This is a genomic window from Acinetobacter sp. 161(2023), from assembly GCF_037027805.1.
In the GTDB taxonomy this organism is placed as follows: Bacteria; Pseudomonadota; Gammaproteobacteria; order Pseudomonadales; family Moraxellaceae; genus Acinetobacter.
The window spans coordinates 25,141-48,216 of the sequence record NZ_JAZEYD010000007.1 but is presented as its reverse complement, the minus strand read 5'-3'; the positions used below and the strand labels follow the sequence as shown (position 1 = coordinate 48,216).

Annotated in this window: 20 protein-coding genes, 1 tRNA gene and 2 pseudogenes; 16 read left to right on the top strand and 7 right to left on the bottom strand. The window is 37.0% G+C overall.

Going from position 1 to position 23,076, the window contains the following annotated elements:
• Positions 1 to 145 precede the first annotated feature (145 nt).
• Genes WA249_RS08215 through WA249_RS08200 form a run of 4 tightly spaced genes read left to right on the top strand, consistent with a single transcriptional unit; the run spans position 146 to position 3,768 of the window.
• A complete protein-coding gene (locus WA249_RS08215; protein ID WP_336167768.1) occupies positions 146 to 1,087 on the top strand; it encodes a metal-dependent hydrolase in 942 nt (313 codons plus the stop codon).
• Between the two features lies 1 nt (position 1,088).
• Entirely contained in the window at positions 1,089 to 1,985 is an 897-nt protein-coding gene (locus tag WA249_RS08210; protein WP_336167766.1) for an alpha/beta fold hydrolase, read from the top strand.
• Between the two features lie 22 nt (positions 1,986 to 2,007).
• A complete protein-coding gene (locus WA249_RS08205) occupies positions 2,008 to 3,249 on the top strand; it encodes an NADH:flavin oxidoreductase/NADH oxidase family protein (RefSeq protein ID WP_336167764.1) in 1,242 nt (413 codons plus the stop codon).
• 39 nt (positions 3,250 to 3,288) lie between these two features.
• The gene (locus WA249_RS08200; protein WP_336167762.1) at positions 3,289 to 3,768 is read left to right on the top strand and encodes a DUF6632 domain-containing protein; all 480 of its coding nucleotides are present in this window, start codon (positions 3,289 to 3,291) and stop codon (positions 3,766 to 3,768) included.
• A 51-nt stretch (positions 3,769 to 3,819) separates the two neighbouring features.
• Here WA249_RS08200 and WA249_RS08195 read toward each other — a convergent pair whose 3' ends face one another.
• Positions 3,820 to 4,224, bottom strand: a complete 405-nt coding sequence (locus WA249_RS08195) for a hypothetical protein (RefSeq protein ID WP_336167760.1) — start codon at positions 4,222 to 4,224, stop codon at positions 3,820 to 3,822.
• 136 nt (positions 4,225 to 4,360) lie between these two features.
• On the opposite strand from WA249_RS08195, the pseudogene WA249_RS08190 reads away from it, so the two are divergent.
• Both WA249_RS08190 and WA249_RS08185 read left to right on the top strand, forming a co-directional pair.
• Positions 4,361 to 4,744, top strand: a pseudogene (locus WA249_RS08190) (hypothetical protein); the annotation flags it as partial.
• Between the two features lie 270 nt (positions 4,745 to 5,014).
• Entirely contained in the window at positions 5,015 to 6,982 is a 1,968-nt protein-coding gene (locus tag WA249_RS08185) for a hypothetical protein (protein WP_336167759.1), read from the top strand.
• 85 nt (positions 6,983 to 7,067) lie between these two features.
• Here WA249_RS08185 and WA249_RS08180 read toward each other — a convergent pair whose 3' ends face one another.
• The gene (locus WA249_RS08180) at positions 7,068 to 8,285 is read right to left on the bottom strand and encodes an MFS transporter (protein ID WP_336167757.1); all 1,218 of its coding nucleotides are present in this window, start codon (positions 8,283 to 8,285) and stop codon (positions 7,068 to 7,070) included.
• Positions 8,286 to 8,395: 110 nt separating this feature from the next.
• On the opposite strand from WA249_RS08180, the gene WA249_RS08175 reads away from it, so the two are divergent.
• Positions 8,396 to 8,842 carry a winged helix-turn-helix transcriptional regulator gene (locus WA249_RS08175; RefSeq protein WP_336167754.1) on the top strand — a complete coding sequence of 149 codons (447 nt, stop codon included), beginning with the start codon at positions 8,396 to 8,398 and terminating at the stop codon, positions 8,840 to 8,842.
• Positions 8,843 to 8,927: 85 nt separating this feature from the next.
• On the top strand, positions 8,928 to 9,257 hold the full coding sequence (locus WA249_RS08170; RefSeq protein ID WP_336167752.1) for a hypothetical protein: 330 nt from the start codon (positions 8,928 to 8,930) through the stop codon (positions 9,255 to 9,257).
• Positions 9,258 to 9,461: 204 nt separating this feature from the next.
• On the opposite strand, the gene WA249_RS08165 is transcribed toward WA249_RS08170, so the two are convergent.
• The 5 genes from WA249_RS08165 to cysS form a co-directional block, all read right to left on the bottom strand.
• Positions 9,462 to 10,130 (bottom strand): hypothetical protein, encoded by a 669-nt coding sequence (locus WA249_RS08165; protein WP_336167748.1) that lies wholly within the window; start codon positions 10,128 to 10,130, stop codon positions 9,462 to 9,464.
• Entirely contained in the window at positions 10,120 to 11,235 is a 1,116-nt protein-coding gene (locus WA249_RS08160) for a hypothetical protein (RefSeq protein WP_336167746.1), read from the bottom strand. The genes WA249_RS08165 and WA249_RS08160 overlap by 11 nt, the downstream gene beginning before the upstream one ends.
• Complete coding sequence (locus WA249_RS08155; RefSeq protein WP_336167744.1) at positions 11,235 to 12,188, bottom strand: hypothetical protein; 954 nt, start codon at positions 12,186 to 12,188, stop codon at positions 11,235 to 11,237. The genes WA249_RS08160 and WA249_RS08155 overlap by 1 nt, the downstream gene beginning before the upstream one ends.
• A 633-nt stretch (positions 12,189 to 12,821) precedes the next feature.
• Positions 12,822 to 12,897, bottom strand: a tRNA-Gly gene (locus WA249_RS08150).
• Between the two features lie 63 nt (positions 12,898 to 12,960).
• Positions 12,961 to 14,382 carry a cysteine--tRNA ligase gene (gene cysS, locus WA249_RS08145; RefSeq protein ID WP_336167742.1) on the bottom strand — a complete coding sequence of 474 codons (1,422 nt, stop codon included), beginning with the start codon at positions 14,380 to 14,382 and terminating at the stop codon, positions 12,961 to 12,963.
• A 213-nt stretch (positions 14,383 to 14,595) separates the two neighbouring features.
• On the opposite strand from cysS, the gene WA249_RS08140 reads away from it, so the two are divergent.
• From WA249_RS08140 to WA249_RS08105, 8 genes and pseudogenes are all read left to right on the top strand, one after another.
• Entirely contained in the window at positions 14,596 to 15,573 is a 978-nt protein-coding gene (locus WA249_RS08140; protein ID WP_336167740.1) for a KpsF/GutQ family sugar-phosphate isomerase, read from the top strand.
• Between the two features lie 3 nt (positions 15,574 to 15,576).
• Positions 15,577 to 16,116 carry a KdsC family phosphatase gene (locus tag WA249_RS08135; protein WP_199964979.1) on the top strand — a complete coding sequence of 180 codons (540 nt, stop codon included), beginning with the start codon at positions 15,577 to 15,579 and terminating at the stop codon, positions 16,114 to 16,116.
• Positions 16,117 to 16,153: 37 nt separating this feature from the next.
• On the top strand, positions 16,154 to 16,702 hold the full coding sequence (lptC, locus tag WA249_RS08130) for an LPS export ABC transporter periplasmic protein LptC (protein WP_336167735.1): 549 nt from the start codon (positions 16,154 to 16,156) through the stop codon (positions 16,700 to 16,702).
• Positions 16,686 to 17,234 (top strand): lipopolysaccharide transport periplasmic protein LptA, encoded by a 549-nt coding sequence (gene lptA, locus WA249_RS08125; RefSeq protein ID WP_336167733.1) that lies wholly within the window; start codon positions 16,686 to 16,688, stop codon positions 17,232 to 17,234. Before lptC ends, lptA begins: the two co-directional genes overlap by 17 nt.
• On the top strand, positions 17,234 to 17,980 hold the full coding sequence (gene lptB / locus WA249_RS08120; protein ID WP_003650837.1) for an LPS export ABC transporter ATP-binding protein: 747 nt from the start codon (positions 17,234 to 17,236) through the stop codon (positions 17,978 to 17,980). The genes lptA and lptB overlap by 1 nt, the downstream gene beginning before the upstream one ends.
• 206 nt (positions 17,981 to 18,186) lie before the next feature.
• A pseudogene (locus WA249_RS08115) lies at positions 18,187 to 19,719 on the top strand (TolC family outer membrane protein).
• Positions 19,716 to 21,854, top strand: a complete 2,139-nt coding sequence (locus WA249_RS08110) for a type I secretion system permease/ATPase (protein ID WP_336167731.1) — start codon at positions 19,716 to 19,718, stop codon at positions 21,852 to 21,854. The pseudogene WA249_RS08115 and the gene WA249_RS08110 overlap by 4 nt, the downstream one beginning before the upstream one ends.
• Entirely contained in the window at positions 21,851 to 23,041 is a 1,191-nt protein-coding gene (locus tag WA249_RS08105) for an HlyD family efflux transporter periplasmic adaptor subunit (protein ID WP_336167730.1), read from the top strand. Before WA249_RS08110 ends, WA249_RS08105 begins: the two co-directional genes overlap by 4 nt.
• Positions 23,042 to 23,076 lie beyond the last annotated feature (35 nt).

Genomic DNA, 23,076 nt, shown 5'->3' with positions numbered 1-23,076 from the left:
AGAAGTACGACCTCCATTTTATTGCGACCTATCGATTAGATAAAATGATTTTTACCGTTCTGACATCGGAATTGTCCTTTAATGATATTAACAAGTTCTATTTTAGAACTTAGTGTGTAGATATCTTGAGGACGAGAAAAAGAACATGCACCCAAACACATTCAAAGATATGGCTTCTAAAACTTTATGGCCTTTATTTCCACGTCGCGTTGCGTTTGATTGGAATGAATCACCACTCCACTGGATGCCACAATCTCCAATGGGAAGTCATGCTGTAAACCATTTCAGTTTTACACTTGTGCGAGGAGAGTACTTTTTCTGCCGTATTTTTAATAAGGCATTGCCTTTTGTAACCGATGAAAAATTAAAAAAAGATGTAGAAACTTTTATCCGCCAAGAGGCGATTCATGCTCAAGCGCATAAAGAATCTATCGAAAAATATATTCAACGTTATGGCGTTGATATTGAAAAACAATACGAACGCGTAATTGAACTCTTTGATTACATGCTTGCAGACAAGCCGTTTGGAAAAGCTCTACCAAAGCGTATGCAAAAGTCTTGGTTATTGTTTCGTGTAGGCATTGTTGCTGCTGCTGAACATTATACGTGTGCATTAGGTCAATATGCTTTGACGAAAGCACACTGGGAAGACAAAGGCTGTGATCCAGCAGTAAGTGATCTATTTACTTGGCACTGTGCCGAAGAAGTTGAACATCGAACGGTTGCTTTCGATTTATTTGAGCACTTAGGCGGTAACTATGCATTACGTGCTGCAATCATGAGTATGGTGGCACCAATTTTCACTTATTTAATGGTCAAAGGCACGCAGGAGCTTGCAGCAGTAGATCGTAGTTTACCTAAATCTCAACAAAGCTTAGCTCGCTTTGGTTTTTGGCAACAATGGTTTAAAGCAAGTTCTCAAGAATTAGTACCAAGTCCTGTGTGGTTTATGACTACGGCTAAAAACTTCTTTAAACCTTCGTATCATCCTTACTATGAAGGTTCAACAGAGCTTGCATTGGATTATATAAACCGTTCACCAGCGGTCAAACTTTATGAAGAAATACAAAAAGGATTGGTGAGCTAATATGAATACGAATATCGAAAAACAACAAAGATATATTCAGTCTGCTGATGTCACGCTATCTATATATGAGTGGGGTACAGCGGCAGACAATCGTGAAACACTGGTGTTTATTCATGGTTATCCTGATGAAGCACAAATCTGGGATGAACTGGCTTTATTACTGAAGTCAGATTTTCATATTGTGACTTACGATGTAAGAGGTACAGGTTTATCAGGAACTCCGTTGTCTGACGCGGGTTATCACATGGACTATCTCATTTCAGATTTAAAAGCAGTTATTGAGCAAACGAGTCCTCAGCAGCCTGTTCATTTGATTGGCCATGATCTTGGTGCCCTCCAAGGTTGGGAAGCGATTTTGGACGATAAGTTAAAACCATATATCAAAAGTTATACGGCTTTAGCGCCTAGCATTGATCATGCTGGTATGTGGTTTAAAGAAAATCTGAACAGTAAAGAGCTGGCGAGACAGTTTGCTGCTATCAAGCAAATGATTTCTTCGAGTTATATGCTGTTTTTTAATATTCCAATTATTCCAGAGTTAAGTTGGTATTTGGGCTTATCAAAAATATGGCCACAAGTGGTTTCGCAACTCGAAGGTAAGAAAGTTAGACCACATCCTAATCAACTCAAAAATGCCGTACGTGGGTTAGGTTTCTATCGATTGAACCTATTTAAGCCATTAATGAACTCTAAAAAGCGTTATACCTCGGTACCTGTACACGTTTTATCAATGACCAAAGATCGCTTTGTGCCTCAACACATCGTAGATAAACAAGACAGATGGGTAAATTCATCTTTTACTCGTACTGATATTCATGCGGGTCATTGGGGAATTGCGAGTCATCCTGATTTAATCGCAATCCCTATTCGTAATTATATTCAAAAGCTCACTGCATAAAAAATAAAGCTGGAGGTCTAAGATGAAAAACGAATTAAAACTGGCATCACCCTTTGTTTTAAAAGATGGGTTTACACTCAAGAACAGAATTATTAAATCGGCTTTAAGTGAAGGATTGGCTCATACAGATGGGCGACCGAGCAAAGAGCTGATTCAACTATACCGAACGTGGTCGCAATCTGGAGCTGGAGTTTTGATCACGGGTAACGTAATGATTGACTCTAGAGCAATTGGTGAGCCGGGCAATGTCATTATTGAAGACGAAAAAGATTTTGCTTTAATTAAAGAGTGGGTTGAAGTTGCTAAATCTGGTGGCAGTGATGTCTGGATGCAAATAAACCATCCAGGTAAACAAGCAATTCGTGGATTAAATCAAGAAACAGTTTCACCGTCAGCTGTGCCGTTCGGCCCGAAAATGGCCGCAGTTTTTGCCACACCGCGAGAGTTAACTCACGATGAAATTGAAGACCTTATTCAACGTTATGCAAACACTGCAGAAATTGCCAAGAAAGCAGGTTTTAGTGGTGTTCAGTTACATGGCGCACATGGTTATTTAATTAGCCAATTCCTTTCTCCGCATCATAACCGCCGTACAGATCAATGGGGCGGAACTATCGAAAATCGACGTAGATTTGTCCTTGAGGTTTATAAGAAAATTCGTAATCGAGTCGGGCCCGATTATCCAGTAAGCATTAAATTAAACTCAGCCGATTTCCAAAGAGGCGGTTTTACCGAAGAAGAATCACTGGCAACTATTCAAGCGTTGGATGAAGTGGGAATTGACTTAATCGAGATTTCTGGCGGAACCTATGAAAAACCGATTATGCAGTTGGGTAAACCTAAAGATTCCACAATCTCTCGTGAAGCCTACTTTTTAGATTTTGCTAAAAAAGTTCGTGAACTTAGTAAAGTGCCACTTATGGTAACTGGTGGCTTTAGAAGTCTGCAAGGGATCGAAAGCGCTTTATCAAATAACGATTTAGATTTTGTTGGTCTTGGACGAATTTTTGCAATTGAACCGTTGGCAGCTAAACGTTTATTAAGTGGGCTTGAAACGATAAACCAAGTTAAACCGTTAACTACGGGTATTAAGTTTATTGATAACTTGGGTGCGTTGGAAATCACTTGGTATACACGTCAAATGCATAGATTAGGGCGAGGGCGCTTGCCAATTCCAAATGAAAATGGACTCAAATCTTTTATTTTGGATATTAAAGATAAAGGATTGGGTATTTTCAAAACTCGTCGATTACGTGCTTCTTAAAATTATAAATTAACGTTTATATCAATGAGGATATAAGTGATGTCGACAGACCATCAGATAAAAATATCGAGATTTAGCCTAGCCGCAAAATTTACGGGAATTAGCTTTCTGCTGTTTTTTGCGGGAGCAGCGCTTCTTATCTTTTTAAATATTCCTGCAATTTTACTTCAGTTTGAATGGGGTAAATTTCTTGTTCGATTAGTTCGCTGGGGAGAGTTGCATGGAGGGGGTGAACTTTACGAGTTGATGATCTCAGCCATCTATATGGTATGGGGTTGGTTTCTTTTAAAAGCCGCCAATGAGCCTTTAAAAAACTATCTATTTTTTGAATTTACCATGTTTGCAAATATTGCTCATTTCGGCGCAATGCTTGTTATGGGGTTGGTAATGACGCATGAAACTCCACATTTAATTGGAGATGTATTGTTGGGTGGGGTCATTCTCTTAATCTATATTTATTTCTGGTTACCTGTTAGAAAAATATATAAATCTGAGAGTGAATTAAATCGTTCTGTTTAAGGCCTAGAGATTGAGAGGAGCGAAAATTGAATTCAAACCCTTCACCGTAAGTTATCTAGCAAACCAAATATTCTGATGATCACACATTGGGCTTAAACGTTTAATGCGTAGGTTGTCTTGCTCAAAATCACCAAAACTCCCAGTAATATCTAATTTATTACCGATAGCAGTCAGCTTACCTTTATAAATTAAAGTCTCTTTTTCAGAATCCCATTGAGCAGTGTTTTCAGGAAAAATAATGAGGATATCGTTTACATAGAGGCACTCTTGTTTGAGCTGCAATATTCCTTTTAAGCGTGCTGATGTAGAAACACCTTTCAATTGATAAACGGGCAGTTTCACGGCACTTGTATTTTCATTTGCCTCTTGCTGCTGACATCCTGCAAGAAGGGCAAATACAGCGGCGCAAATCAATTTATTATTAATACCCAATTTTGTTCCTATAGGGGTTTTCATATAATTTTGATAGTAATGCACTAATGTTGCATATCAACATTTAGATTGTTAGAGAAGATTTCATTTCATTCGCTGACATGGAGATTTCTTGAGGCAAGATACGCCGTGTCACCTTCTATAAAAAAGGTATTTGTATTTCGTTGACCGAACTTTAGGTGTGGACTAGGCAGGAGGGAGTCTTAATATTACTTATTTTATTAGGCTTATCTCTGTTTGTTTGGTATTTAAGTTGCGGCACAATTTCAGTAAAAAGTATCCAATCTGCAAAAAGTGAAGCCTTCTATTGGTTAACCATCATGTTTTCTCAAATTTTATACCAAAATTTCAAGAACCTTATTATTTTGGTTGGCCTTCTTTCTTACTCGACCTCTAGGTACAGTACGAGGAGATTATCCTTGATAAACCTATCGCACATGGTGGATTAGAGTTAAGCAGATTTAGTGCATCTTTCGTTTTATTTGCTTTTATTGTTGTCTGTTTAATGGTTTTTAAACCTAAAGCGGCAGAGACAGCTCATTAATTTTTATTTTAGGAAGTTTTTTAAAATTATACAAAATTTAATATTATTAACTGCCTTTTATAGTTTGTAATTAACTATAACTGTAGAATTAAATAGGTTATAGGTGGAGTTATTTAGGTGCGACTGTTAAGTTTTACTTTAATTAATTCTGACTATAACTTATTTGTCGCGTCATAAGTTGTCGTTGTTATTAGGAATTCAGTTGTTTAATAAAAATTATTGATAAATAATATATATTCTATTAATGGATCAGTAAGATACAGGTAAATAATGAATATAATTATTGATGTGGTAGGAAGTATTTCGGAATTAATAAATATTCAAAATCCAACTGAGGGAGAAGTAAGATATGTTGAATCTTATCATGTTGGTGAAAATAAAGGGGGTGGATATTTCTTCTTTAAAAAAAATAACTCAGAAAAAGAAAATCTAGTTACTGTTTTTAAGGCAGATATAGGCTATTGGTGTCGAGTAGAAAAAAGTTTATCAATTTATGATGCTGGAATACTATCATCTAGTCTAGATTATACTAAAAATTTTCAAGCTTTAGTTAATTGTTCTAAAAATGGAATAAATTTAGATGGATTAAGTATTAAATTGAAGAAATTAGATGTACCAAGTACTACTAAAATTTTTAATGGTACTTTGGATTTTTCAGATTCAACTGAAATAAATGAAAATAATTTTATTCATAATGGTTTTATCGTTGGCTCCAATAGGAACAGAGAGGAAGACCCGGAATTAGAAAGTATTTATAACTCAATCCCGTATGTGGAAAATATTAGCTTTCATTCAATTAATTTTATAACTGCAAGAAACTCTGTTAGCTCAAATATTATGGTATTTCATAAAGTTAAAAATTTAGATATATCAAACTGTATAGCCTTTGATATGGGGGGATCTAATCTAATTAAAGTCATAGGTGGAATGGCTGGTACAAATCCTAATATCACAGGTATCTGGGATGAGCTTTATCCTAAAAATGGTTGGTGTGAAAATATTAAAATTACTAACAATAAGGTTGTAGGTGGATTATTAGATAAAAATAATGAAGGGAAATATATTATAGGTAATATGAGTAGATGTTTAGCATGTAAGAATTTAGAGATCTCTTTTAATGAAACACAGGATATGTTAGTAAATGCTTTAATTGATGCATATTGTTATAATGGTTTATCTCAATCAAATAAATATTTTGTGTCTGAGAGTGTTTTAAATGCAATCAAATTAGGAGAAGTTGCCTCAACTGACTTTATTGGAACCTATGTAGGTCAATGCTCCAGTAATGTAGCGGTAAAAAATAATAATTTTGAAAATTCAGTTTTCTCAGGTGTTTATATTGAAGGAGCGAAAAATATTACTGTTGCTAATAATAATATAAGTTTAAGCGATATTGCTTACTCAATAAAAACTATGCCTAGAATCGGAATAAATATACAATCTAATCATATATCTGTTTCAGGTCTAAATTACGAGAATATCACTGGCGTGGATAAAGTTTTTTTACAAAGCAATATTGTTAAGAATTTTAATTCTTGTATTTCAACTACTGGCTTAACTAAAGAAAGCCATAGAAATTTAATGATTTCAAATAATATTTTAGTAGTCAATGAAAATTTATCATCTATTGTTTTAAATAATATTTTGGAATCAAGTATTTCAGATAATTTTTCTAAAGGTAGTTTATTCTTGGGTAGCTCTACTGATTTAATGATTTCTAATAATTTATTTAAAAATTATTCAAACTTTTCTTTATATTTAAATAATTCAAAAAAATTAAGAATTAAATTTCTTTCTAATAGTTTCATCGTAGAAGATGGTCCTGCAATTTATAATAATGGATATTCTACTGATAGCCTTATATTGGAAGGAGGACAGATTGATGGCTATATGCAGCTAGGTGATACATTTGCTGATTTGCAAGCTTACAATTTTTTAACTAAATCTAATATAATTAGACTTACTTCGAGTCAAATCATTAAGCTTGATATTAATGAGAAAGTTGAAATTACTTTACCTGTAGAAGGGGTGAAACGGGGGTGGAATAGTTCATCTAGTTTGTTAGGAGCATTAGAATTAATGAAATTATACAATATTGATTTGAATATTAAATCTGACGTAAATGACAATCAGGTAAATATAATAGTTCAAAATATTGGGAATGTTAAAGTTGATTTTACAGCAATGTTTTTAATATCTATTAGCTCCTTTATGAGCTCTGAATTTTTAAATTTATAATTTAAATATAAGTTTAGATTGAATTTATTCTGCTTGAATTCTAGGTTTTGTCAATTGTTTTATTTGAAGTTAAACTTATTACTATTTAAGAGACTTTACGTGTTATCCACCAAAATGATAATGCGAACAGACTAACGACTGCACCTAGAACACACACGCCAATCCATCCCGCATAGGCATAAGTGGCTGTGGTATTAATTGCACCCAGCCCACTACCGATTGCATAAAACAGCATGTATAGCCCGACAAGCCGGCTATGCGCTTCTGGACGAGTACGCAAAATCATACTCTGGTTGGTCACATGTAAGGCTTGTCCGCCCAAGTCGAGCAATACGATGCCAATCACTATCGCCCAGAGCGAGTAAGCCATGAGTGAGAGTGGTCCCCAAGCAAGCAGTAATATTACGAGTGCTACTAAGCTTGTACGCTGAGCATATCCGTGGTCGGCCCAATAACCCGCACGTGCGGCAGCCAGGGCACCCACGACTCCAACGAGTCCAAAAGACCCAATAATAGTATGCGAGAAGTTATATGGTGGTGCACTCAACGGTAGTACAAGTGCACTCCAAAAAATATTGAATGCCGCGAACATGAGTAAAGCTAAAACACTACGCACTTGCAGCACTTTTTCTTGGCGAAGCAGTTTTAACATCGATGCTAAAAGTTGTGGGTAGTGCATGGTAACGGGCTGAATTTTTAAATGAGGCAAACGTTTCCAAAGAGGCAATGCAATCATGAGCATGATGATGGCTGCACAAAAATACACGCCACGCCATCCAGCTAAATCACTAATTCCCCCTGAAAATACACGAGCAAGCAGTAAACCAATGAACACACCACTTTGTGCAGTACCAACCACATGTCCTTGCTCATGTGGAGCCGCAGCACTCGCAGCATAAGCAATAAGCCCTTGAGTCATGGCTGTGCCGAGTAAACCCACGGCAAGCATTCCCGCTAAAAGAATAATCGTCGAATGGGCAAAGGCAACCACGAGTAATGCCGAGATCAAAGCTAGTAATTGCATAGCCATTAATTTACGCCGATTGACAAGGTCACCCAGCGGCACTAAAAACACGAGTGCAAGGGCACAACCTATTTGAGTGGCTGTCACTACACCACCAATAGCAGCATGACTAACATTAAAGTCCTTGGCGAATATGTCGAGTAAGGGCTGCGCATAATAGACATTTGCTACGCTTGCACCACTTGCAATAGCAAACAGCAAAATTATGCCACGAGGCATGCTTGAAAGCGGTTTATCGTTTTTAGCGCGTGAAGTTGAAGATGCAAGAGAAGCTTTCATGGCCTAAATCCATTCAATCTGGTTTTAAAATGCAACTAGTTGAATGTTAAGCCTGCTAGTTTTAAAATGCAACTAGATAACTTATTACTGATGATTGGTAAGGAAACTCAATGACGAACTCTACATTGTTAAAAGATGAACCTTGTCCTGTTGCGCGCTGCGTCAATCTGATAGGAGACCGATGGTCACTGCTCATTGTGCGTGATGCTTTTGATGGAATGCGCCGTTTTGGAGATTTCCAGCGGAGCTTGGGAGTGGCGCGAAATATTCTCTCTGACCGACTGAAAAAACTAGTGGATGCTGGTGTTCTTGAACTGCAAGATGCTTCGGATGGCACGGCTTATCAAGAGTATGTGTTGACTCATAAAGGGGAGAGTTTGTTTCCTGTGGTTGTGGCTTTGCGACAATGGGGAGAGCAGAACCTATTTGAAAGTGGTGAACGCCATTCTTTGTTAATTGATAAAACAACAGGACAACAAATTCCATTTATGGCGCCAGTCGCGGCAGATGGAACAGTGCTGAGAGTTTCTAATACTCAAGTGCAAAAGGTGAAATAAAATAAGACAAAACAAAAATAACCTTTTTTAACTTAAATTTGCAGAGATTAGTTGGTACCCTTGCGCGTCAAATTAAGGTGAGATTATGAGATTTATATTCCTCTTTATAAGCGCAATTTCAATTCAGTGTTATGCAGCATCAGAAGCGATGGAACTTCATTACTGTGAAACTGTGAAGAAAGCAGCGAGCGGGGTGATGGATGCTAGACAACATGAAGTGCCAGCTAAAGAATTACATGACATAGCCAATCATCTTGAAGAGCAAAAAGCCAAACAACTTTATCAAGAGCTTATCAAATCTGCATATTCTTCAAAGCTATTTGAAGACCCTCTCATTAAGTCAAAAGCTGTCGAGAACTTCCAAACTACATGGCATGAACAATGTTTGGCAAAAGAATTAGCTAAAAATATTTGAGGGTGTTGGTGGGAAATAGCTAACAGGAATGCGATCTCCTTGAATTTAATAAGGAGTAAATGAAAGGGAACGTATTCTTTAACCGTCAGGTATTGTTATAGGGGGAGTTTGATGGGGAAATATGTTTTTGTTCATATTTAACTTGTTATGCAAAATCCTCATCAATTCGAAGCTAGAATACCTAATTTTTAATTTAAATAGATATTAATTAAAGCAGTTATGAAAGAAATCAATTATATTTTCAACATCTGAATTTAAAAATGAAATTTTAAAATCATAACTTAGGGTTATTTTAGTAGAAGGAAATTTTACACAGTAAAATTCGACTTTAAAAATTTTATAATGATTCGATTTTATATAAAGATCTAATGCTTCTATTAGATCAGTAGAATGATTTTGTGTGTAAAAAACTGTTTTAGCAAATATATTGTCTGGATAAATTATCTCTCTAATATCAATTTTATTGATATTCTGAATTTGATTCCTCTCATTCTTTAAAAATGTATTTAAATTTACATCTTTTTTATTTATAAAAAAATCAAATTTAAATAATTTAGTGAGGAAGTTTTTTAAATCTAAAATACTGCGGGGTTGATTAATAATAATAAAGTTATTGTTTAATCTGTTGTAAACACGAAAGATAATTTCTTTTTTATAAAGTCTTTCAATGGTAGATGTTCGTCCATGTACATCGATGTATTCCTCTAATATTGTTTTAATATGCGTATAAGTGCCTTCAAAAAAATTTGAACGTTTTTTTGTGATTTTTATATATTCATTCACATTTTTTAAAGCTTCTTTTTCAATTTTTTGTGCAATATCTTCAAAATTTAGAGAAAAAGAGGCATCGAAAAAGCTTAATTTACTCATCATTCTTCACCAATTGATTTTCATACTCATCTATAATTTGATCATAAACTTTATATAGAAAAGCATCAAAAAATTTAAGAAAGATAGATTTTTCAGAATCTTGCATTTTATGCCGTTCTAAAGTGAAATCTGTTTTTTTTGTATTTTGTTTATAATAACCTTTAATATCGTAAAAGAACTTCTTACAATCTTTAGGTTCTAAAAAACCTGCATTTATTTCAATAAGCCTGTTTTCTTTAGTATCAATAACGGTCCATGTAATTTCCGTAATATAATGTCCAAGTTTTTTTAACTCTTGGTAAAGCTTGTTAGTATGGAGCGAAGATCCTGATAAATGAGCTGTCTTTAAGAAGCCATCTTCTTTCTCTTCTTTTTCATTGCTTAATTCTTCCTGTGTTATTTCCAAAGAAGTATTTTGCTTATTGTGATGGACTTTCATACGTTTAACGTCATGGAGAAGATATCTATCATCATCAAGAACAATAAGGTTTAGGAAAAAATTAGTACGATATTCAGATAATTTTATTGGCGAAAGACTAATTTCCTTTTGTTTAAAAGTGTCTCTTTTTGTCCCAGCAACTTTCTGAACTATTTTATTAATAATTGGTTCTAAAACTTCCTCAGAATCATACCTTAAAACAATATCTGTCCCATTTGTCTCTACAGTAATTTGTTGATCTGTTAAAGGTTTTTGAATTAAGCGAGTATTGCTAAATTCTAATGAAGATGTCGTGAGATTAACCTCATATTTACTTTTACCAACTCCTTTATGACTCATTTGGTTATCACCAAATTGAGGAGCAATATCTTTGATTGCCTCTTTAAAGTCATCTAAATTGGCACCTGATACTAAAAGTGTAGCAGTTTTCCTATTTTTCTCATTATGATTTAAGCTATCTAAAATAGTTTTTAAACTATACCAATCTTTAAATTGAGTAGAAATATATTGGCAGAGAGTTTCTCTGGTTTCATTAACAGAGACGTAAATACCGTGGTTTTTGCAAAGCTCAAGTAATTTATCATCTGTAAGTTTTTGCTTTTGACTATATATTGCATCAAAAATCTCTCTATCAGAGACAAGTAAATTATCAAAACCAAATTTTTTCATTATCGTATCCCCATACCAATTTCAATTTCACTAAATTGTGATGTATATTTTTTAATTTTCTGGTGCTCTATAGAATTCATTAGTAATAAAAGATTTGGATCTTTAATATTTAAGATAGACTCACATTTTTTTATTGCATTAACAAAGTTTGTAGGTGCAAATTTATCTTGATCTAGCTGAAAAATTTTAATTGAATTACCTGACTCTAAAATTTGATGATGTCGTAAATAATCAATTAAATATACGAATTCATCAACTTCACTTCCATCGGGTCTATAGAAAATAATACTAGTGTTTTTAACTTTATCTTCAATAATCAGGAAGGGTGATTTTATAAGATCAATTGTTGCTGCTTTACTATTACCTATAGTAGCTTGATCTTTGCGTTGAGGATAAAAGAATGTGTAATCTGAGGTTATTACATTCTTTTCTAATAATTTACTCATATGGGTAGCAACATTATCAAGCCAAAATATATCATTTGGATCTAAAACATAAACCCTGCTACTCTTTGGTGTTTTAATAATATTTCTGGAAACTTTTTTATACTTGGAAGTGAAAGATTTAGTATAATTATTGTCATGGTTATAAATAAAAAGCATACCATGAATTTTATAATCAATATTTTCTTCAGCAAATAATTTTTGCCACTCTTCACTTATTTCAGCACATTCTACTTGCATGGATAAACTTTCTAATACGTCATCTAAGTCTAATTTTTCTAAAGTACTTTCAGAAAAACTTTTAAGATCTGTATGAATATATATTCTTGTGTTTGTATAGGGATCATCATAGTAAAATACTACATCAGCAGGGTGTGTCTTTTTAGTATGTTCATCATTTTCACATTTCCAATTTATATCTTCTGGCTTGCTTTTGTTCCAACGAAAATAATTAAAGATTTCTTCTGACAAAATTTTTGCCATCTCACTAATGTTTTGTGTTTCAGCCATTTTGTTACCGTTAAATTAGTTATAAAAATTTATATTAATGTTTAAAATATCGTGTAAGACATACCATCACAATAATATGAATTGATGTATTATAGATGAAAACTTTGGAATGAGGGGAGCATCGAAAATAAATATATCGCTTTTTTAAAGATTAGGTTCTATATTTTTAGCTTGAAAAATTATACTAAAAATTGCTTCAAGTATAGACCTTAAATAATCACTACGAGTAATAATTATATGATGGAGTTTCATTATTAACTTCTCTCCAAAAAGTTGCTTGAGCAAAATCAAGGAGGGAAATTCAAAATATTAGGAGGTTTTTCCTAAGTTAGTGGTTGAAAAGCTATTCTTAATAATTGAAAAATTTGTTTAGTAATAATTGCATAAGTGAGGGACTTATTTCCAATATAGCCTTGCACACATATTTACTAGAAATATTTGGTGTGAGCTACGAGAGAGAATAGATTAATGCCCGAAAAGGGCTAGTCATTCATTAATCTATTAACGCACTATATAAGCTGTTATAGCAGTCTGTACATGAAGTATTTTTAATATCCATTTTAACCAGTCAAAACTAATCAATAGACAATAAAAAACCACCTAATCCTTTCGAATTAAGTGGTTTTTAAATTTTGGAGCGGGAAACGAGACTCGAACTCGCGACCCCAACCTTGGCAAGGTTATGCTCTACCAACTGAGCTATTCCCGCAATGTGAGCACATTATAGAGTGTTTCACTAAAGTGTCAACACTCTTGTGATTTAATTGAACATTTAATCAGCACGACGCCAAACTGTACCTTGACGTGTATCTTCTAATACAACACCTTGGTCGAGTAAAGACTGACGAATACCATCTGCTTTAGCAAAGTCTTTTGCTTTTTTCGCATCAACACGTTGTTGAATAAAATCTTCAATTTCAGCATCAGACAAAGTAAGCGCTTCTTGTCCAATATCTGATTTTAAGAAATCATCTACATTGTGTTGTACCAAACCTAAAATGTTGGTGAGGTGACGTAATGTCGAATAAAGCACAGTTGCTTGGTCAGCTTGCTCTTCTTTTACAGCACGGTTCAATTCTTTGTTCAGTTCAAACAATACCGCCATTGCTTCGGCAGTGTTGAAGTCATCACACATCGCATTGTTAAAGCGCTCAATAAAGCTTTGATCAAGCGTTTCAGTTATCGTTTGACCGTACACTTGTTGGTAAGCTTTAAATGAATGATAGAAACGAGTTAAAGAAGTTTTTGCTTCTTTAAGTGCCACATCAGAGAAGTTCACAGGACTACGATAGTGCGAAGACACAATAAAGTAGCGAATCACTTCAGGGTGGAATTTCTCCATCACGTCACGAATAGTAAAGAAGTTGCCTAAAGACTTAGACATCTTTTCACCGTCAACGTTAATAAAGCCAACATGCATCCAGTAGTTTACATATTGTTCGCCAGTTGAAGCTTCACTTTGCGCAATTTCATTTTCATGGTGCGGGAACATTAAATCTGAACCACCTCCATGAATGTCAAAGTGATTGCCTAGGCAGCAAGTCGACATGGCAGAACATTCAATGTGCCAACCCGGACGGCCATTACCCCAAGGGGATGCCCAAGATGGTTCATTTTCTTTGGCATGTTTCCAAAGTACAAAGTCAAACGGATGTTTCTTTTCAACTTCTACGTCAACACGTTCACTCGCGCCAGCTTGCATGTCATCAAGCTTACGGCCAGAGAGGCGACCATATTTTTCGAATTTGGTCACTTCAAAATAAACATCGCCATTTGCAGCGGGATAAGCCGAGCCTTTATTGACCAGATTGCCAATCATATTTTGCATCTGATCGATATATTCAGTCGCTTTTGGTGCTTCATCAGGTGCAGCACAGCCTAAATTGGCTGCATCTTCGTTCATTGCATCAATGAAACGAGTGGTGAGTTGTTGAATGGTCTCACCATTTTCATTCGCGCGTTTAATAATTTTGTCGTCAATGTCAGTAATGTTGCGAATATAGCGAACATTCCAGCCTTGGCTACGTAAAAAACGAATAATGTAGTCAAATGCAACCATAACTCGAGCATGCCCGATATGACAGTAATCGTAAACGGTCATACCGCAGACGTACATATCGATGTGACCTTCTTTGCGAGGTACAAATTCAACTTTTTTTCGTTGCTCAGAGTTATATAAAACAAACGGTTGCATAAGGGTTTTCAAACACTCAACAAAAACAGTGTTACATCATAACTGATGCATCATTTTTCACAAAGTTTTATGCAAGAATTTTATAAGCTTGTGAAATCTTATACATTTAAAAACGTGTAGATGATTGAGTTATGTTAGAATGCCCCCAAATCTTTTGATTAAAATCACCGATCTTCATAAGAGATCAGATCAATTATTTTGAGTCAAACTCGTATGCCTAATCCTACAGATTTTCAAAGCAGCGCATTAGCAACCTTGCGTATTGAGCAGCAAGCCATAGACGTGTTAGCCACACAAATTAATGACAGTTTTAATCAGGCTTGTGAAATATTGTTGCAGTGTAAAGGTCGTGTTGTGATTACTGGCATGGGTAAGTCAGGGCATATTGGCCGTAAAATGGCTGCGACTTTTGCTTCAACTGGTACACCATCTTTCTTTATGCATCCAGGCGAAGCTGGGCATGGCGATTTGGGTATGCTGGTTCGTGGCGACGTTTTAATTGCGATTTCCAACTCTGGGAAAAGTGATGAAATCATGATGTTGATGCCACTCATCAAACATCTTGGTGTACCTCTTATTACCATTAGCCGTAATGATAAAGGCCCAATGCCTCAAAACGCCGACATCGCTTTAACTTTAGGTGAGTCTGATGAAGCGTGTCCACTAGGATTAGCTCCGACATCAAGCACAACAGCGACACTAGTATTGGGTGATGCGCTGGCTGTTGCATTACTTGAAGCGCGTGGTTTTACTGCAGATGATTTTGCTCGCTCGCATCCTGCTGGAGCATTGGGTAAGCGTTTACTTTTACATGTAAAGCATCTGATGCACACAGGCGATGAATTGCCAAAAGTTTCACCAGACACGCCAATGAATCAAGTGCTTTACGAAATTTCTAATAAGCGTTTAGGCTTGACCACGATTGTTGATGAACAAGAACATTTGCTTGGTATTTTTACCGACGGAGACTTACGTCGTTTAATTGATAAACAGCAAGGTTTTGATGTGAATTTACCTGTTTCTGAAGTAATGACAAAAAAACCGTCAACTATTTCTCAAGAAGCACGTGCGGTAGAAGCTCTACAACAGCTTAACCTGAAAAAAATTAGTCAATTTGTTGTGGTTGATGACCAAAATAAAGTGATTGGTGTAATTAGTATGCATGACCTTATTCAGGCAGGGGTAAATTAATCAATGGCATCTTATGCATTGTTAGAACAAGCACGTCACTTACAGGCATTGGTTCTGGATGTCGATGGTATTTTGAGTGATGGCTTTGTAACTTTAACCAATAGTGGCGATGAGATTAAATCATTCGATATTCGTGATGGTTTAGGCATGAAGCTTGTACAGCAAGCAGACATGAAGGTCATCATTATTACTGGTCGAAAAAGTAATATTGTTGAAAAGCGTATGTCTGATTTAGGTGTGGATCTCGTTTTTCAAGGGCGTGAAGACAAAGGTTCTGCGCTCCGTGAAGCTTGTGCACAGTTTAATATTTTGCCTTCTGATTGTTTGTATATGGGTGATGACTGGCCTGATTTATCTGCTTTTGCAATAGCAGGAATGAGTGTCACTGTGCCAAATGGTCATGAAGAAGTGCGTCGTCGTGCGCATTTGGTTACCCAGTCAATGGGTGGGCGCGGTGCTGTACGTGAAGTGTGTGATATGTTGCTGATCGCAAAAGGCATTTACCAAGAACTTCTTGAAAAATATCTTGCAGTACCGCATTAATAATAAGATTACTTAAAAAGGTAGGCTATTCCTGCTCATGGATACCAGAGTTTTATCTATTGTTGCTGTAGTTATTGCTGCTGTAAGTGGTGGTTTCTACTATTATAGCGGCAAGGCCAAAAAACTAGACATTGATTCGGCGAAGAATATGACATATTCGGCGCAGGGCGTCCATTTGACTCAAACTGATGATCAAGGCAATTTGTATATCCGTGCTGAAGTTCGTCAGCTTGAACAGGATATGCAACAGAAAACGTCAAAGTTGGATCAACTCAATGCATCTATGTATAAAGATGGCAAAGTTGATGCGACATTCACTGCAAAACAGGCAAATGGTTATGATGATAACCGTAAAGTTATATTATCGGGTAATGTGGTCGCAACTAAACTGGCGCCACAAGGAAAAATTGAATTCCAGACCGATGAGTTAACTGGATATCCAAAGACCAGAGAGATTGAAACGACTCATCAAGTGCTTGTTCAGTCTCCACAGGCCGAATTTGTTAGCAAAGGATTAAAAGCCAATTTGAATAACGGTCAGTACGAATTTTTTAATATTCGAGGAAAGTATGCACCAAAGTCTTAATTTAAAACGTTCTTCAGCTTTCCTAAAACAAGCTGCGGTAATTACATTCGTTGCTTTAACATCAGCTTCGACTTTTGCTTTGCCGTCTGACCGTAATCAACAACTTTCATTAGTAGCCGATCGTGCAACATATAATGATAAAACTGGTTTGACGACTTACACAGGTAATGTCGTGATTGAGCAAGGTACGATGAAGCTTCAAGCTGACTCGATTGTTGCAAATCTAAACTCGAAACGTGAAATTCAGGTCATTACTGCAAAAGGTAGACCTGCTAAGTTCCAGCAGCAAGTCAATGCGAATAAAGGCCTTGCACGTGGTGAAGGGCAGACTATTGTCTATAACGCAGATACGGGCATTATTACTTTGTCTGGCGGTGCATATTTATATCAAGATGGTTCAAGTATTCGTGGTAACTCATTAAAATATAGTATGAACAAAGGTGATGTTGAAGCTCAGGGTTCATCGTCAAATCGTGTGCAAATTATTATTCCACCATCAAGTTCAAAAAGCTTTCCAGGAGCGCGTGAATAATGCAACAAGCTCTGCAACAACCCCAAACTTTGTGTATTAAGCACTTAGGAAAAAACTATAGTAAGCGTTGGGTCGTCAAGGACGTATCTTTTAGTATGCAAAGTGGACAGATTGTTGGTTTGCTTGGTCCTAACGGTGCAGGAAAAACCACAAGCTTCTATATGGTTGTGGGGCTAGTGCGTATGGACAAAGGTGAAATTCACCTTGATGATCTTGATATGTCCGACTTGGCAATGCATGAACGGGCAAGAAAAGGAATCGGATATCTTCCGCAAGAAGCTTCTATTTTTAGAAAGCTGACAATCGCTGAAAATATTATGTCCATTTTAGAAACACGCAAAGACCTAAATAAGCAACAGCGCCAGCAACGTCTTACTGAATTATTGAATGATTTTAAAATCAGTCATATTAAAGATTCATTAGGAATGAGTGTGTCTGGGGGCGAACGCCGCCGTGCTGAAATTGCACGTGCATTAGCAGCAGACCCTAAATTTATGTTACTTGATGAGCCATTTGCCGGTGTTGACCCAATTTCCGTGGGCGATATTAAAGATATTATTCAGACTCTGAAAGATCGTGGTATTGGTGTGCTTATTACAGATCACAATGTACGTGAAACTCTGGCAATTTGTGAGCGTGCATATATTGTGAGTGAAGGAGCTGTAATTGCCGAAGGTACACCACAAGAAATTCTGGATAACGAACAAGTTCGTAAAGTCTATTTAGGTGACGATTTTACAGTTTAAGTAAAACAGTGAATCTATTTGTCTAAAAAGAGGTCAATGCCTCTTTTTAGTTTTTTTGCATTTATTTTTTAAAAACAACAAATTAACGATTCATTTTATGAAAAAATAATGTGTGAATTATTCCTGCAATTATGCTTCTTTATCCAAAAAAATATGTAGAATGTAAAAGCTTTTAAACGATAACAAACAAGATCAACAAGACAAGCATGATTGGAAATAACCAGAGAAAAGTAACAAGGACATGTAAAAAGCCGGCTTTCCTGAAAGGGTTAATGCTTTTAACATCATTGCATGTACCTGTAGTGATATATGCTGCTAAACCAAGTGAGCAATATCACACCCTAAAAGACAACTTATCACAACTTTTTGCCCCTAAGAGTAGTGATGAATTTAAAGTTGCCAAGATGCAAGAGCTGAGTAATTTTAAGTTAGATCGTTCTAGAGTTCAGGAGTTTCCGACTGTTCAACTCAATGATAGAGCAGCTTTATCTTATTCAAGTTTGCCATCAAGCAATATGACTTTGCAGGAGGCGGTGAAAATCGCCATCCAGCGCAACCCTGATATTTCTCAAGCGATTTCGACTTTAGCTGGTCAAAATGCAGGTATTGATTATGCCAAGGCTGGTTATTATCCTCAGCTTTCAGGTGGAATAACGACAGGTGACTTGACTAGTGGTGAGCGTGGTCGGCAGTTACTGACCCTAAGTGCGACTCAAATGCTCTACGATTTTGGTAAAGTTAAATCAGGCGTAGATATTGAGCAAGCTAAGGTTCAGGTTGAACAAGCCAATGTGCTGGTCAGTATTGATGATATTGCACTTGATGTTGCACAGTCGATCGTCAATATTCAGCGCTATCTTCAATTAAATAAAATTGCCGAACAGCAAATTGCAGGTATCCAGCGAATTCAGGAAATTGCCAATTTACGTGCAAATGCTGGTATTAGCAGTCAGGCTGACCCAATTCAAGCCCAGTCTTATTTACAAGCTGCTCAGTCGAGTTTGATTGCACAGTAATCATTATTACGTCAGTACCAGCAGCATTTAAGAACATTATTAGGTGCAGATGTCTCGCGAACAGGTTGGATTATTTCAGATGATCTAGTGAAACAATCTGATTTATATGGTGAACCTGAATTTAATACCATTCCAAAAATGATTGCTGCACAGGCAAGCGTGGAAGTTGCCAAAGCACAAAAGGAGCAGACTCGTTTAACGCGTTATCCAACCTTATCGGTCAAAGGTTCTGTAAGTCAGGCCCTTAATGGAAAAAACCCAAATAATAATGAGGATGATGGCCTATATAGTTCCATCATGCTTGAAGCGAGCAGTCAGTTTTATCAAGGAGGGGCGGTTTCTTCTCAGGTAAAAATGGCAAGTTATGCAGAAGAAGCTGCAAAGTCTAAAGTCAATTCTGTTTATTTAGATGTTCTGGATAAGATAAGAACGAGCCGTGAGCAAATTGAAAATAAACAACGCCAAATGTTGGTTTTAGCAAATCGCCAAGCCACAACGGTTCGTACACGTGAACTTTATCAAGAGCAGTACAAACTTGGTACACGGTCATTGGTCGATTTATTGAATGCAGAACAGGCCATTCATAGTGCTGATGCAGACCTTGAGTCGGCACGTTATGACATCTACAACAGTATTGTTCAGTACATTTCGGCAACAGGACGTTCCCGCCAAGCCTATGGCTTAAATAATATTTCAATTCAGGGGTTCGAAGTACAACCATGATGACAAAAATAAACTACCAGCCCTGGTTACAGGCGGTCTTAACGATTGCTAAACATTATCGAATTGAGCCTTCAGAAGAAAGAATTCGTTTACAACTTGACTGGAACCAAAATCAAAACCTCGATGATGTTTTACAGCTCATTACACGTCAGGTTGGTCTAAATTTACGTAAGGTACCGTTTTCTTTAGAGGTGCTGAACCCGTGGCGCCTACCTGTTATGGTCGAGTTTAATGACGGACAGGTCGGTGTTATTGATAAAGCAGATACACAAGGAAATGTGAGTATCCAGTTGAGTGGAGACCATGGTCTTTCTCAAAATTTAAGCTTAGATGTCTTAAAAAATACAATCAAGAATGTCTATATTCTGCGTCCTGAAACTTCTATTCCCGATGCACGTATTGATGAATATATCAAACCGTATGAAGCAAGCTGGTTTTGGTCAATTGTTCTAAGAGACTGGAAGCGCTACGTTGATATTATGTTTGCCTCTTTAATTGCCAACGTTTTGGCATTGGCAACGATTATTTTCTCAATGCAAGTCTATGACCGCGTTGTACCTTCACAGTCTATACCGACCTTATGGGTGCTTGCAGGCGGTGTGCTCATTGCTGCGCTTTTCGAATTTACCTTACGTATATCAAGGGTTTATTTATCCGATATTATTGGTAAACGTGCAGATTTACGTGTTTCTGACCGTGTATTTGGGCATGCCTTAAGAATCAAAAATAAAGATCGATCAAAGTCGACTGGTACTTTTATTTCACAGATTCGTGAACTCGAAGGTGTTCGTGAACTGGTGACTTCTACCACCATTAGTGCAATTGCAGATTTTCCATTCTTTTTCTTGTTTCTTACGATCTTTGGCATTATTGGTGGGAAGCTATTCTGGGTAATGCTGCTGATTGTACCGCTTATGATTTTACCGGGTATTTTGGTACAGAAGAAGCTAGCGCAGCTCGCACAGGAAGGCATGAGAGAATCTTCAATCCGTAACGCAATTCTTGTAGAAGCGGTGCAGGGTATTGAAGATATCAAGCTATTGCGTGCCGAATCACGTTTCCAAAATCAGTGGAACCACATGAACGAAGTTTCGGCCGATATCGCTATGAAACAGCGTAAAATTGTTGGCACCTTAATGGCATGGACTCAAATGCTTCAGGGTTTGACCTATGCGATTGTGGTTTTGGTGGGATGTTTTGCGGTGATGGACGGTGAAATGACCACGGGTGCGTTAGTGGCTTGTTCAATTTTATCTTCACGAATGTTAGGACCAATTACACAAATTACTGGTGTTCTAGGTCGTTTACAGCAGGCGAAGGTTGCAAAACAAAGTCTAGATGAACTCATGCAACGCCCGATTGATCAGGCTGATCGTGCACATCTGGTACACAAAGCTGCTTTAAATGGCGACTACGAATTACAAAATGTCATGTTCCAATATGGCGATGAAGACCCGAAACCAAGTTTGTTAATTCGTCATTTAAAAGTTCGTGCTGGTGAAAAAATTGCAATTTTAGGGCGCAATGGAGCCGGTAAGTCGACATTGCTTCAACTTCTATCAGGGATGCAAGTTCCAACTCAAGGTGCTGTGCATTTAGATGGTCTAGATCTTTCTTTAATTGACCCATCTGATGTGCGCCGTGATATGGGCCTGCTTAACCAGAATGCACAATTATTCTACGGCACGATTCGTGAAAACCTTACTTTAGGTGCGCCGCTTGCAACGGATGAAGATATTCTTCGAGCTTTAGTCGTGACAGGCGCATTAAATTTTGTACAAGAGAAAAAAGAGGGGCTAGATCACCTGATTTTAGAAGGTGGTGTTGGTTTCTCGGGCGGTCAGAGACAAGCATTGTTATTGGCCCGTCTATTGATTCGTCAACCCAACATTTTATTGCTGGATGAACCTACAGCAGCTATTGATGATGTGTCAGAGAAGCTACTGATTGATCATTTAAAAGGATGGCTGGCACATCGGACCTTGGTTGTTGCGACTCACCGCAGGGCTGTTTTAGAACTCGTGGACCGTATTATTGTCGTTAACGAAGGCAAAATCGTAATGGATGGTCCAAGAGATCAGGTACTTAATCAATCAATAGCCCAACAAAAACAAGTGCAAGGGGGTAATTCATGAGCGAACCACAACAAGAACTCACCCGTTCAATGAATGTATCTTATAGTGAGCCACCGTTACCACGTGCTAGTTTAGTGATCTGGATTGTGGGTATTGGTTTAGTTATTTTCCTTATCTGGGCATGGGTATTTAAACTTGAAGAAGTCTCTACTGGTACAGGTAAAGTGATTCCATCGTCTAAAGAGCAAGTCATCCAGTCTTTAGAGGGCGGTATTTTAACTAAGCTGAATGTACAAGAAGGCGATATTGTTCAAAAAGGCGAAATTCTTGCGCAATTAGATCCAACCCGTTTTGCATCTAATGTTGGTGAATCTAGATCTTTACTTACTTCTGCTCAGGCGACAGCAGCACGTTTGCGAGCGGAAGTAAATGGTACACCATTGGTTTTTCCTGAAATTGTGATGAAACAACCAAAACTTGTACAAGAAGAAACAGCGCTATATCGTTCACGTCGGGCTGATCTTGAGCAAACACTTGCTGGTTTCAAACAGGCTTTGCAACTGGTACAACAAGAACTGGCAATGACCGAGCCATTGGTTGCTAAAGGTGCAGCAAGTGAGGTTGAAGTTCTACGTTTACGTCGTGAAGCAAACGATCTTAGAAACAAAATGAATGATGCGCAGAATCAGTATTATGTTAAGGCTCGTGAAGAGTTATCTAAAGCGAATACTGATAGTGAAACGCAACAACAAATCGTATTGGGTCGTAGTGACAGCTTAGATCGTGCAGTGTTTAAAGCACCAGTACGCGGTGTAGTAAAAGAAATTGCGGTCACAACCCATGGTGGTGTTATTCCACAAAATGGTAAATTAATGACCATTGTACCGATTGATGAACAGTTGCTCATTGAAGCGCGTATTTTACCGCGTGACATTGCTTTTATTCGACCGGGACAAGAAGCACTAGTTAAGATTACTGCCTATGACTACTCAATTTATGGTGGTTTAAAAGGGAAGGTTACGGTTATTTCCCCAGACACGATTCGTGATGAAGTTAAACAAGATCAATTCTATTATCGTGTTTATATCCGCACTGATTCCGACAAGCTTTACAATAAAGAAGGTAAGGCATTTGGCATTACGCCAGGTATGGTGGCGACGGTAGATATTCGTACTGGTGAAAAAACCGTACTCGACTATTTGCTTAAACCATTTAACAAAGCCAAAGAAGCGTTACGAGAAAGATAATAAAAAAGCCCCGAGATTCGGGGCTTTTTTATGGG